Here is an 11931-nt window from a genome sequence, read left to right as displayed (position 1 = left end):
TCGTCACTTGCAGGTGCCCGCCGCAGCTACGGCGCAATGGCGCCGGGCGGGCGCCCTGGACGGGCGGTGTCGTCACTGGGGGAGGGGCGACTCAGAAGGCTTTGGCGGGGGTGGTGCAGCTCACCAGGCGGCAGGGTTCGCTGCCCGGGTTGCGGAAGCGGTGGGGCGCATTGGTGTCGAAGTAGTAGGCCTCGCCGGGGCCCAGCAGTCGGGTCTCGGCGCCGATGGTGATCTCGATCTCCCCTTCGAGTACCACGCCGGCCTCCTCGCCGAGATGGGCGATCATCTCGCGGCCCGTGTCGGTGCCCGGGGATAGGTCTCGATCATGAAGGAGAGCGCCCGGGACTGCCGATTGGCGCCCACGAGCTTGTAGATCACCTCGCCGCTGCCCACGTCGGCCAGCTCGTCGGTCGAGTAGAAGACCTGATCGCGACTCTCCAGGTCCATGGTGAAGAAGTCCCCGACGCTCATGGGGATGGCATCGAGGATCTTCTTCAGGGAGCTCACCGAGGGGCTCACCTTGCCCTGTTCGATCAGCGACAGGCTGGAGTGGGTCACGCCGCAGCGCTTGGCCAGCTCGCGCTGGGAGATGCCGCGCAGCGTGCGCAGGGCGCGCAGCCTGGCACCCACATCATCAGACATCGGGGTCTCCTCTTGCCGCTGGAGGCGTCCAGAGAGTTGGCTCGAGCCGCCCGCGGGCTGACCAGCGGGCGGCGGGGCGCTCAGCACAGAGCGTCGAGCTTCTCTTTCAGCAGCTTGTTGACCTGCTGGGGGTTGGCGGTGCCGCGAGAGGCCTTCATCACCTGGCCGACGAAGTAGCCGATCATCTTGCCGCGCTTGTCCGGCTCGGCGTCGCGGTACTGGGCCACCTGGGCGGGGCTGTCGGCGATCACCTGGTCGATCATCGCCTCGATGGCGCCCGTGTCGGTGACCTGCTTGAGACCCTTGGCTTCGATCACCTCGTCGGCGCTGGCTCCCTGGCCGTTCCAGAGTGCCTGGAAGACCTGCTTGGCGGCCTTGCCGTTGATGGTGTCGTCGATCACGCGGGCGATCAGCTCGCCGAGCCGGTGGGCCGACACCGGGCTGTCGGTGATCGCCAGCCCCTCGCGGTTCAGGGCGCCGGAAAGCTCGCCCTGGACCCAGTTGGCGGCCTGCTTGGCGTCGCCGCAGACGTCCTTGACTTCCTCGAAGTAGTCGGCCATCTCGCGGGTAGCGGAGAGCACGCTGGCGTCGTAGGCGGAGAGCCCGAGCTCGCTCTCGAAGCGGGCGCGCTTGTCGGCGGGCAGCTCCGGCAGGTTGTCGCGCAGATGGTCGACGTAGGCTTGGTCGAGCACCACCGGCAGCAGGTCGGGGCAGGGGAAGTAGCGATAGTCGTTGGCTTCCTCCTTGGTGCGCATGCTGCGGGTCTCGTCGCGCTCGGGATCGAAGAGCCGGGTCTCCTGGACCACCTGGCCGCCGTCCTCGATCAGCTCGATCTGGCGCTCCACCTCGAAGGCGATGGCGCGCTCCACGAAGCGGAAGGAGTTGACGTTCTTGATCTCTGCGCGGGTGCCGAATTCTGCCTGCCCCTTGGGGCGCACCGAGACGTTGACGTCGCAGCGCATCGAGCCCTCGGCCATGTTGCCGTCACTGATACCGAGATAGGTGACGATGGAGTGAATGGCCTTCAGGTACGCCGCCGCCTCCTTGGCCGAGCGCAGGTCCGGCTCGGAGACGATCTCCAGCAGCGGCGTGCCGGCGCGGTTGAGATCGACCCCGGTCATGCCGTGAAAATCCTCGTGCAGCGACTTGCCGGCGTCCTCCTCCAGGTGGGCGTGGTGCACGCGAATGCGCTTGGTGGTGCCATCGTCCAGCGAGATCTCTACCTCGCCGGCGCCGACGATGGGGTGGTACATCTGGCTGGTCTGGTAGCCCTTGGGCAGGTCCGGATAGAAGTAGTTCTTGCGGTCGAAGACCGAGACCTCGGGAATCTCGGCGTGGATCGCCAGGCCGAACTGCACGGCCATGGCCACCGCCTGCTCATTGAGCACCGGCAGTACGCCGGGCAGGCCCAGGTCCACGGCGCAGGCCTGGGTGTTGGGCTCGGCGCCAAAGGCGGTGGAAGCGCCGGAAAATATCTTCGAGCGGGTCGCGAGCTGGACGTGCACCTCCAACCCGATCACGGTTTCCCATTGCATCAGGCGGTCTCCTCGGCGAAGGCGGGACGGCGGCGGTGCCAGTCGGTGGCCTGCTGGAACTGATGGGCGACGTTGAGCAGCTGCGCCTCGGCGAAGTGGGTGCCGAGTATCTGCAGGCCCAGGGGGCGGCTTCCCACGAAGCCCGCGGGCACGCTGATGCCGGGAATGCCCGCCAGGTTGATGGCGATGGTGTAGATGTCCTGCAGATACATCGACACTGGGTCCTTGTTGGCGCCCAGGTCGAACGCCGGGGTGGGCGAGGCGGGCCCCATCAGCACGTCCACCTCTTCGAAGGCGTCAAGGAAGTCCTGGCGGATCAGTCGGCGCACCTGCTGGGCCTTCTTGTAGTAGGCGTCGAAGAAGCCCTCGGAGAGGGTATGCGTGCCGATCAGGATGCGGCGCTTGACCTCGTCGCCGAAGCCCTCGGCGCGGCTGCGCTTGTAGAGGTCGATCAGGTCGGTGGGGGCCTCGCAGCGGTGGCCGAAACGTACCCCGTCGTAGCGCGACAGGTTCGACGAGGCTTCCGCCGGGGCGATCACATAGTAGGCGGGGATCGCATAGTGGGTGTGCGGTAGACTGACCTCGCGCACCGTGGCGCCCAGCGCCTCGAAGGCCTGGATCGCCGCGCGGGTAGCGGCCGCAACCTCGGGATCGAGGCCGTCGCCGAAATACTCCCGGGGAAGACCGATCTTGAGGCCCGAGAGCGGGGCATCGAGCTCTGCACGGTAGTCAGGCACGCCTCGGGCCACGCTGGTGGAGTCGCGCAGGTCGTGGCCGGCGATGGCGTTCAGCAGCAGGGCGCAGTCCTCGGCGCTGCGGGCCATGGGGCCGGCCTGGTCGAGGCTCGAAGCGTAGGCGATCATGCCGTAGCGCGAGACCCGCCCGTAGGTGGGCTTGAGTCCGGTGATACCGCAGAAGGCCGCCGGCTGACGGATCGAGCCGCCGGTATCGGTGCCCATGGCCGCCGGCACCAGACCGGCGGCGACCGCGGCGGCGCTGCCGCCGGAGCTGCCGCCGGGCACGGCGGTCAGGTCCCAGGGGTTCTTCACCGGCCCGAAGAAGCTGTTCTCGTTGGAGGAGCCCATGGCGAACTCGTCCATGTTGGTCTTGCCCAGGCTCACCGTGCCGGCGGCCTTGAGCCGTTCCACCACGGTGGCGTCGTAGGGGGCGATGAAGCTGTCGAGCATCTTCGAGCCGCAGCTGGTCTTGACGTCGCGGGTACAGAAGATGTCCTTCAGCGCCAGCGGCAGGCCGGTCAGCGGGCCGGCTTCGCCTCGGGCACGGGTCGCGTCGGCGGCATCGGCATCGGCCAGGGCCTGGTCGAAGGTCACGGTGATGAAACTGTTGAGCTCGCCGTCGAGGCGGTCGATGCGCCCGAGCAGATGCTGGGTCAGCTCGCGGCTGGAAAACTCGCCGGCATCGAGGCCGCGGGCGAGTTCGGCAAGAGTCTTGTCATGCATGCGGCATGGCTCCATAAAGGCGTGCCGTTAACGGAGATAGCGCGGAGAGCGAGTCGGTCACTCGACGACCCGCGGCACCAGATAGAGGCCGTTTTCCACCGCCGGGGCGCAGCGCTGGAAGCGCTCGCGCTGGTCGGATTCGGTGACCTCGTCGGCGCGCAGGCGCTGGGTGGCGTCCAGCGGGTGGGCCAGCGGGGCGACGCCCTCTGTGTCCAACGCCTGCAGCTGGTCGACCATCTCCAGGATACGACCGAGGTCGTCGACATAGCGGGCGGCGTCATCGTCGTTCAGGCCGAGGCGGGCCAGGTGGGCGGCCCGCTGCACGTCAGCGTGTTCAAGCGCCATGGGCTGGGTGTCCTCGCACGGGTTGCGGGTGGGGAAATAGCCGCAAAATGTACCACATTCGCCCCGCCGCGGGCACTCTTGGCGTGGCGCGGCCCCCGCGGCATCTCGCTTGCCGCGGGGGGCCGCGATGGTACCGTTTGCCTCCGCACAGGGTCCCCGGTCTGCACTAGGTAATCACGTCCATGTTCAAACGTTTGAGGGGGCTGTTCTCCAGCGATCTGTCGATCGATCTGGGGACGGCCAATACACTGATTTATGTGCGCGGTCGCGGCATCGTGCTCGATGAGCCGTCGGTGGTGGCGATTCGCCAGGCCGGCAACATGCGCAGCGTGGCCGCGGTGGGCTCCGATGCCAAGCGCATGCTGGGCCGCACGCCGGGCAATATCACCGCCATTCGCCCGATGAAGGACGGCGTGATTGCCGACTTCACCGTTACCGAGCAGATGCTCCAGCACTTCATCCGCAAGGTCCATCAGAGCACCTTCCTGACCCCGAGCCCGCGGGTGCTGGTGTGCGTGCCCTGCATGTCAACCCAGGTCGAACGGCGCGCCATCAAGGAGTCGGCGGAAGGCGCCGGGGCCCGCGAAGTGTTCCTGATCGAGGAGCCCATGGCAGCCGCGATCGGCGCCGGCCTGCCGGTGGACGACGCCCAGGGCTCGATGGTGGTGGACATCGGCGGTGGCACCACCGAGATTGCCATCATCTCGCTCAATGGCGTGGTCTACTCCGAGTCGATTCGCGTCGGCGGCGACCGCTTTGACGAGGCGATTACCGGCTATGTGCGCCGCCACTACGGCAGCCTGATCGGCGAGGCCACCGCGGAGCGCATCAAGGAGGAGATCGGCTGCGCCTACCCCGGCGGCGAGCTGCGCGAGATCGACGTGCGCGGCCGCAATCTGGCCGAGGGGATCCCGCGCAGCTTTACCCTCAACTCCCACGAAATTCTCGACGCCCTCCAGGAGACCCTGGCCTCCATCGTCTCGGCGGTGAAGAGCGCTCTGGAGCAGTCGCCGCCCGAGCTCGCCTCGGACATCGCCGAGCGTGGCCTGGTGCTCACCGGCGGTGGCGCCCTGCTGCGTGACCTGGATAAGCTGATCGCCGAGGAGACCGGGCTGCCGGTGATCGTCGCCGAGGATCCGCTGACCTGTGTCGCCCGCGGCGGCGGCAAGGCGCTGGAGATGATCGACCGGCATACCTTCGAGCTGCTGTCCAGCGACTGACGCTCGCGTAGTGCGGGGGGATTCTCTATCAAGCCGCTGTTCTCGCACGGATCGGTACCGGGCTATCGCATGCTGCTGTGCGCGATAGCCGCTTCCGCACTGATGTTCGTCGACCACCGCTTCACCCGCATGGAAGAAGTGCGGGCCCAGCTCTCCACGGTGGTGGCGCCGATCCAGTGGGCGGTCAGCGTGCCCAGCGACGTCCTGACCTGGGGCTCGCTGGCGCTTTCCGACCAGCGCGCCCTGTTGGAGGAGAATCGTCGCCTACGCGAGCAGATCCTGCATCTCTCCCATCGCGTACAGCACATGTCCAGCCTGACCGCCGAGAACGTGAGGCTGCGCGAACTGCTGGGGGCCGCAGCTCGCAACGATGTCCCCTATATCACCGCCGAGCTGCTCTCCCTGGACAGCGACCCCTTCGCCCATCAGATGGTGATCGACCGCGGCCGCCGCAACGGCGTCTATGTGGGGCAGCCGGTCATGGATTCCTCGGGGCTGGTGGGCCAGGTCACGGCGGTCTCGGCCTACTCCAGTCGGGTACTGATGGTCGCCGACGCCAGCCATGCCCTGCCGGTGCAGGTCAACCGCAACGGGCTGCGTTTCGTGGTGCAGGGCACCGGTCAGTACGATGCCCTGAGCGTGCTCCACGTGCCGGATACCGCCGATATTCGCATCGGCGACCTGCTGGTTACCTCGGGGCTGGCCGGTCGCTTTCCGCCGGGCTATCCGGTGGCACGGGTCAGCAAGGTGGAGCATGATCCCGGCCAGCCCTTTGCCCAGGTGTCGGCCGAGCCGGTGGCGCGGCTGCAGCGTTCGCGCCATTTCCTGCTGCTGTTTCCCCCGGAGCCCGCCCCGGTGCCTGACGATGCCGGCTGGGATCGCGATCTGCCCGGCGATATTACCCCCGACGCCTTGATCGAGGCGCCCGACACGGAGGCCTCCGGCTGATGGCTGCTGCACCCGCTACCGCGCTGCCCTGGGTATGGCTGACGCTGCTGCTGGCGCTCTGCCTGCAGGTGATGCCGCTGGCCGATGGCTGGCAGATCTGGCGGCCCGACTGGCTGGGTCTAATGCTGATCTACTGGTGCATGTCGGCGCCTGCCCGGGTCGGCGTCTTTCACGGCTTCGTGCTGGGGATCCTGCTCGACCTGATCGAGGGCGCGCCGCTTGGCCAGAACGCCCTGACGCTGTCGCTGCTGGCCTTCCTGGCGGCCCTGATCTATCCGCGCTTTCGTGCCTATTCGCTGCTCCAGCAGTCGCTGCTGATTCTGGTGCTGCTGGGGCTGGTACAGCTGGTCGAGCAGTGGCTGCGCACCCTGTTCGGCCCCTTCTCGATGCATCTTTCCTTTCTGCTGCCGTCGCTGATCGGCGCTGTGCTGTGGCCCTGGCTGACCACCATGTTCCAGGCCATGGAACGCCGGCTGGCCGGTAACGCCTGAGTCAGGAGTCCTGATGAGCGTGTCTTCCCGATCCCCTGCCGCGGCCTCGCCGCCGCGGCTCTGTCTCGCCTCGGCCTCGCCGCGCCGCCGTGAGCTGCTGGCCTCGATCGGCGTGGCGGTCGAGGTCAAACCGGTGGACATCGACGAGACGCCGAGGGCCGATGAGTCCGCCGAGGCCTATGTCATCCGGCTGGCCCGGGAGAAGGCGCTGGCCGGCGCGCGCCATTCGTCCCTGGCCATCCTGGGGTCGGACACCGCCGTGGTGCGCGACGGCGAGATCCTCGGCAAGCCCCGCGACCGGGCCCACGCCGCCGCCATGCTGCGCTCCCTGTCGGGGCGTGATCATCAGGTGCTCACCGCCGTGGCGGTGAGCGGGCCCGCCGGCGTGCTCGAGCGCTGCGTGGCGACCCGGGTGACCCTGCGCGACATCACCGAGGATGAGATCGCCGCCTACTGGGCCACCGGGGAGCCCGCCGACAAGGCCGGCGGCTATGCCATTCAGGGGCTGGCGGCGGTGTTCGTCGCCCGCCTCGAGGGCAGTCATTCGGCGGTGGTGGGGCTGCCGCTGTTCGAGACCGCCGAGCTGCTGGCGCGGCAGGGGGTTCCTTACTGGTGCGGCGCCGCCACATGATGGCAGTGTGTCATAATGCCCCGAGACTGGACTGGATAAGGATTTCCGCATGAGCGGCGAAGTATTGATCAACCTGACGCCGATGGAAACCCGCGTGGCCGTGGTGGAAAACGGCGTGCTACAGGAAGCGCTCATCGAGCGGACCCGGCGACGCGGGATCGTCGGCAATATCTACAAGGGGCGCGTGGTGAGGGTCCTGCCGGGCATGCAGGCGGCCTTCGTCGACATCGGCCTGGAGCGCGCGGCCTTCATCCACGCCCACGAAGTGATGCCGGTCGGCACCCCGGCCGATGAGCAGGTCTCCATCGGGGCGCTGCTGCATGAGGGGCAGGCGCTGGTGGTCCAGGTGACCAAGGATCCCATCGGCTCCAAGGGGGCGAGGTTGACGACCCACCTGTCGGTGCCGTCGCGCTACCTGGTCTACATGCCCGATTCGCCCCACCACGGCGTCTCCCAGCGCATCGAGGACGAGCGCGAGCGCGAGCGACTTCGCGAGCGCCTCGAGCAGGTCCAGGCCCAGCAGGAGCTGGAGGTGACCGGCGGCTTCATCGTGCGCACCGCGGCGGAGAGCATCGGCAACGAGGAGCTCTATGCCGACATGCATTTCCTGCTGCGGCTGTGGCGCAAGGTGAGTGAGCGCAAGATCACCGCCCCGGCCCCCAGCGTGATCTATGACGACCTGCCGCTGTTCATCCGCACCTTACGCGACCTGATGCGCGACGATATCGAGAAGGTGCGCATCGACTCCCGGGAGAACTACGTCAAGCTGGTGGAGTTCGCCAGGGAGTTCATGCCCGACTCCTCGGCGCGTATCGAGTACTACCCCGGTGAGCGGCCGATCTTCGATCTCTACAGCGTCGAGGACGAGATCCAGAAGGCGCTGGGGCGCAAGGTGCAGCTCAAGTCCGGCGGCTATCTGGTGATCGACCCCACCGAGGCGATGACCACCATCGACGTCAACACCGGCGGCTATGTGGGGCACCGCAACCTCGAAGAGACCATTTTCAAGACCAATCTCGAGGCGGCCAACGCCATCGCCCGACAGCTGCGGCTGCGCAACCTGGGCGGCATCATCATCATCGACTTCATCGACATGGAGGAGTCCGAGCATCAGCGCCAGGTGCTGCGGGTCCTGGAGAAGGCGCTGGAGCGCGATCATGCCAAGACCAAGTGCACCGGCGTGACCGAGCTGGGGCTGGTGCAGGTAACCCGCAAGCGCACGCGCGAAAGTCTGGAGCAGACGCTATGCGAAGCCTGTCCAACCTGCAGTGGACGCGGCACCCTGAAGACCGCGGAGACGGTGTGCTACGAGATATTTCGCGAGATCCTGCGCGAAGAGCGCGCCTACAATGCGGAGACCTACATGGTGCTGGCGTCCCAGGCAGTGGTGGATCGCCTGCTCGATGAGGACTCCGCGGCGGTGGCCGACCTGGAGACCTTCATCGGCAAGACCATTCGCTTCCAGGTCGAAAACCACTATTCCCAGGAGCAGTACGACATCGTGCTGATGTGAGCCGATGCATCCGATACGCCTGCTGAGTCGCTGGCTGCTGACCCTGGCGGCCATCGCCCTGTCGCTGCTGGCCGTGGCGCTACTGGTGCTGCGCCTGGCGCTGATGCAGGTAGAGGGCCAGGCGCCGCGGCTGGAGTCGCTGTTGGTGGCGCGCTTCAATGCCCAGGTCGAGCTCGGACACCTGCAGGCGGAGCTTGCCGGTCTGGATCCCCGGGTGGAGGCCGGCGAGCTGACCATCCGCACCGCCGAAGGCCACGGCTCGCTGCCGCTGCTGGAGGCCGAGCACGCCCGCCTGCGGCTGGACACTGCCGCCAGCCTGCGCGGCGGCATCCCGGTAGTGGAGGATGCCCGGCTGCGCGGGCTGACCCTGCATCTCTACCAGGATGAGCGGGGCGGCTGGCACTGGCCCGACCCCGCCGAGATTCCCCCGAACTGCGCCCCGAGACCGAGTTCGACCTCGAGCGTCTGGACTTCTGGGTGGGCGTGCTGCTGCGCCAGCGCGCTTGGGTCGAGGACCTGCGACTGGTGCTGCACGGCCGGGAACGCCGCGTCGAGCTGCATGCCCCGCGGGTGTTGATGACCGGGGATGCTCGCCACACCCATCTCGAGGGCGAGGTACACCTGGCCGGCCAGCAGCAGGCTTCGCTGCAGGCGGTTCTGGAGGTTTTTCCCGGACCGGCGGGGTTGAGTGACTTCAGCGCCGCCCTGCAGGCCGACATGCGCCTGGACACGCTGATCGACCTGGTCGAGGTGTTCACCCGCAATGACCCCTTGCGCCTGGAAGATGCTCAGGGGGAGGCGCGGCTGTGGGGGCGCTGGCATCGCGGTGCCCTGGCCGATGCGCGGCTCGACCTGGACGTGCCGCGCCTGGCCTTTCGCCACGACGCCGAGATCGTCGCCCTGGAGAGCCTCGAGGCCCGCGGCCAGTGGCTGCGCGGCGAGACGGGCTGGGACGCCTGGCTGGAGGGCGATGCCGTCGCCGTCGACTGGGCCGAGCCCGGCGAGCTGGCAGACGCCCCGGGACCGGCGCTGCCGCGGCACTGGCACCTGCGCCATCGCGGTGAAAACTGGTGGCTCAACACCAGCGAGTTCGATCTCGCCTCGCTGGCGGCCTGGCGCGATCGCGTCCCGCTGCCGGAGGGGTTGACGCGAGTGGTCGAGACCCTGGCCCCCCGCGGTCGCGTGGCGGGTCTTGGCGTTGGCCTGCAGGAGGGGCACTGGCTGGCCCGAGCGGCAGTCCACGGCGTGGAAGTGGACCCTTGGGGGCAGGCCCCGGGCGGTGGGCCCATCGACGCCTGGGTCGAATCCCGCGACCTGGCCGGGCGGGTGCGTTTCACCGGCACCGACGAGGCGACCCTCGATTTCCCCGAGGTCTTCGCCGCGCCCCTGGCGCTCTCCCATGCCAGCGGCGAGGTGGCCTGGAGCTATGACGGCCCCCGCACCTTCGTCAGCGGACGAGGACTACGGGCCGGCTGGCAGGACGCCGAGATCGAGGGCGGCTTCGGCCTGGCGGTGGGCGGCGGGATGCCCGGGGGCTTCGGCCTGGACCTGCGCTTCCGGGATGCCGACGCGGTGGAGCGGCCGCTGGTCGACTGGCTGCCCGTGGAGGTGCTGGGCGACGAGCTCAACGCTTGGCTGGCCGACGGGGTGGGGGGTATGTCCCCGAGGGCAGGCTGCAGCTGCATCTGCCGCTGTTCGCCGCCGGTGAGCGGCTCGATCCCAAGCTGGATCTCGACCTGGCCATCGAGCGCGGGCGCCTGCCCTTTGCTCCCGGCTGGCCGGCACTGGAGGCGGTGGAGGGGCGGCTGCGGCTGGGCGTGGGCAGCCTGGAGGGGGAAGTGGTGCATGCCGAGAGCCGCGGTGTCGAGGCACGCCGGGGGCGGGTCAGCCTGGAGGAGGATCGCCTGCGGGTGAGCGGCGAACTGGCCGCCGATGCCGAGTCGCTGCGTCGCTACCTGCAGGCGCTGCCATTCGACGGTATGCAGCAGGTGGACGACTGGCAGGGGCAGGGGCGCGCCGAGGGCGAACTGGCGCTGGACATGCGGCTGGGGGAGCCCGAGGCCTTCCAGCTCGATATCGACACCGAGGTGGCCTTCGAACGGCTTGAGCAGCGGCCCCTGGGGCTGGTGTTCCAGGACCTGCGCGGCCCTCTGGCCTGGCGGCAGCGCGGCGAAGACGGCGGCCTGGAAGGCGCGCTGGAGGGGCGTCTGCTGGGCGGGCCCGTGGCGGCCGATATCGATACCCGGGCCGGCGGTATCGACCTGGCGGGCAGCGCTCAGGCCGCCCGGCTGCTTGCCCTGGGCGGTGTTGCCGGGCTCGACGAGCGGCTCTCTGGCGCTCTGGCCTGGCAAGGGCGGCTGGCGCTGGGCGACGCCGGCAATAGCCTGGCGCTGCGCAGCGACCTAAGCGGCGTTGCCATCGACCTGCCGGAGCCGCTGGGCAAGTCGGCCGGGACCGTGCGCCCGCTGCGCGTGAACCTGGACTTCGACGCTCCAGCGCTGCGCGCGGAGCTGGGCGGTGACGCTCTGCTGCGCTGGCGCCGTCACCGGCCCGACTCGGCCGCGGGGCAGGGGCAGCTATGGCTGGGGCGCCTGCCCGCGGCGCCGACCTGGCCCCAGGCCGAAGGCTGGGAGGTCTCGATCCAGCAGCCGCGCCTCGACCCCGTCGCCTGGGGGCGGGCCCTGGCCCCCCTGGCCGGCGCGGTCGGCTCTCCGGCGGCTGAGGGCGTGGCGCTGCGTCGGCTGGATCTGGGGATCACCTGCCTGATGGGACCTGAGGGCTGTATCGGCTCGCTGGACGCCAGGGGCGAGCCCCAGGCGGGGGCGGCTGGCGGCTGGCGCTGGATGGCAGCCTGGTCGAGGGGCATCTCGACTACCGCCCGCGGCTCGATATCCCGCTGGATATCGCCCTCTCACGGCTGTCGCTGGATGGGGCTCTGGCCCAGGCTCGGCCGTCCGGCGAGCTGTTCGATGAGGTCGCGGCGCCCGAGCCGGTGCCGCTACCGGGTTGGGTGAGCGGGCTGCCCGACGGCCGGCTGCGTATCGCCGACATCGAGCGTCAGGGGCGTCGTTTCGGGCCCTTCAACGCCCACTGGTCCGCGGGCCCCGGCCGGCTGGAGATCGCCCCGCTGGGCCTGACGCTGGGGC

At 69.0% G+C, this 11931-nt stretch carries 10 protein-coding genes and 2 pseudogenes; 8 read left to right on the top strand and 4 right to left on the bottom strand.

Going from position 1 to position 11931, the window contains the following annotated elements:
- Positions 1-91: 91 nt before the first annotated feature.
- The 4 genes and pseudogenes from ACSJDS_RS15260 to gatC form a co-directional block, all read right to left on the bottom strand.
- Positions 92-642: pseudogene (locus ACSJDS_RS15260) on the bottom strand (cupin domain-containing protein).
- An 80-nt stretch (positions 643-722) separates the two neighbouring features.
- On the bottom strand, positions 723-2177 hold the full coding sequence (gene gatB / locus ACSJDS_RS15255) for an Asp-tRNA(Asn)/Glu-tRNA(Gln) amidotransferase subunit GatB (RefSeq protein WP_473034013.1): 1455 nt from the start codon (positions 2175-2177) through the stop codon (positions 723-725).
- Positions 2177-3637 carry an Asp-tRNA(Asn)/Glu-tRNA(Gln) amidotransferase subunit GatA gene (gatA, locus tag ACSJDS_RS15250; protein ID WP_473034012.1) on the bottom strand — a complete coding sequence of 487 codons (1461 nt, stop codon included), beginning with the start codon at positions 3635-3637 and terminating at the stop codon, positions 2177-2179. Before gatA ends, gatB begins: the two co-directional genes overlap by 1 nt.
- A 57-nt stretch (positions 3638-3694) precedes the next feature.
- Complete coding sequence (gene gatC, locus ACSJDS_RS15245; protein ID WP_473034011.1) at positions 3695-3982, bottom strand: Asp-tRNA(Asn)/Glu-tRNA(Gln) amidotransferase subunit GatC; 288 nt, start codon at positions 3980-3982, stop codon at positions 3695-3697.
- 182 nt (positions 3983-4164) lie between these two features.
- Between gatC and ACSJDS_RS15240 the strand changes: the two genes are divergently transcribed.
- The 8 genes and pseudogenes from ACSJDS_RS15240 (at position 4165) to ACSJDS_RS15205 (ending at position 11799) form a co-directional block, all read left to right on the top strand.
- The gene (locus ACSJDS_RS15240) at positions 4165-5202 is read left to right on the top strand and encodes a rod shape-determining protein (RefSeq protein ID WP_473034010.1); all 1038 of its coding nucleotides are present in this window, start codon (positions 4165-4167) and stop codon (positions 5200-5202) included.
- A gap of 69 nt (positions 5203-5271) precedes the next feature.
- Positions 5272-6150 carry a rod shape-determining protein MreC gene (gene mreC / locus ACSJDS_RS15235; protein ID WP_473034009.1) on the top strand — a complete coding sequence of 293 codons (879 nt, stop codon included), beginning with the start codon at positions 5272-5274 and terminating at the stop codon, positions 6148-6150.
- The gene (mreD, locus tag ACSJDS_RS15230) at positions 6150-6641 is read left to right on the top strand and encodes a rod shape-determining protein MreD (RefSeq protein ID WP_473034008.1); all 492 of its coding nucleotides are present in this window, start codon (positions 6150-6152) and stop codon (positions 6639-6641) included. The genes mreC and mreD overlap by 1 nt, the downstream gene beginning before the upstream one ends.
- Before the next feature lie 13 nt (positions 6642-6654).
- Complete coding sequence (locus tag ACSJDS_RS15225; RefSeq protein WP_473034007.1) at positions 6655-7272, top strand: Maf family protein; 618 nt, start codon at positions 6655-6657, stop codon at positions 7270-7272.
- Between the two features lie 49 nt (positions 7273-7321).
- Complete coding sequence (gene rng / locus ACSJDS_RS15220) at positions 7322-8785, top strand: ribonuclease G (protein ID WP_473034006.1); 1464 nt, start codon at positions 7322-7324, stop codon at positions 8783-8785.
- A gap of 4 nt (positions 8786-8789) precedes the next feature.
- Positions 8790-9362 (top strand): hypothetical protein, encoded by a 573-nt coding sequence (locus ACSJDS_RS15215; protein WP_473034005.1) that lies wholly within the window; start codon positions 8790-8792, stop codon positions 9360-9362.
- Positions 9263-10372 (top strand): annotated as a pseudogene (locus ACSJDS_RS15210) (YhdP family protein); the annotation flags it as partial. The gene ACSJDS_RS15215 and the pseudogene ACSJDS_RS15210, both read left to right, overlap by 100 nt.
- A 44-nt stretch (positions 10373-10416) precedes the next feature.
- Positions 10417-11799, top strand: coding sequence for a YhdP family protein (locus tag ACSJDS_RS15205; RefSeq protein ID WP_473034003.1), 1383 nt, complete (start codon positions 10417-10419; stop codon positions 11797-11799).
- The last annotated feature ends 132 nt before the right edge of the window (positions 11800-11931 follow it).

This window comes from Halomonas sp. SL18_1 (assembly GCF_055755715.1).
Note: the sequence above shows the minus strand (reverse complement) of the source record. Positions and strands in the feature narration are given on the sequence as shown.

Bases quoted from the DNA above. Each gene is read 5' to 3' on its own strand.
- ACSJDS_RS15215 (WP_473034005.1), top strand. From the start codon at position 8,790: ATGCATCCGATACGCCTGCTGAGTCGCTGGCTGCTGACCCTGGCGGCC.
- rng (WP_473034006.1), top strand. From the start codon at position 7,322: ATGAGCGGCGAAGTATTGATCAACCTGACGCCGATGGAAACCCGCGTG.
- mreC (WP_473034009.1), top strand. From the start codon at position 5,272: ATGCTGCTGTGCGCGATAGCCGCTTCCGCACTGATGTTCGTCGACCAC.
- mreD (WP_473034008.1), top strand. From the start codon at position 6,150: ATGGCTGCTGCACCCGCTACCGCGCTGCCCTGGGTATGGCTGACGCTG.
- gatB (WP_473034013.1), bottom strand. From the start codon at position 2,177: ATGCAATGGGAAACCGTGATCGGGTTGGAGGTGCACGTCCAGCTCGCG.
- ACSJDS_RS15225 (WP_473034007.1), top strand. From the start codon at position 6,655: ATGAGCGTGTCTTCCCGATCCCCTGCCGCGGCCTCGCCGCCGCGGCTC.
- gatC (WP_473034011.1), bottom strand. From the start codon at position 3,982: ATGGCGCTTGAACACGCTGACGTGCAGCGGGCCGCCCACCTGGCCCGC.
- gatA (WP_473034012.1), bottom strand. From the start codon at position 3,637: ATGCATGACAAGACTCTTGCCGAACTCGCCCGCGGCCTCGATGCCGGC.
- ACSJDS_RS15240 (WP_473034010.1), top strand. From the start codon at position 4,165: ATGTTCAAACGTTTGAGGGGGCTGTTCTCCAGCGATCTGTCGATCGAT.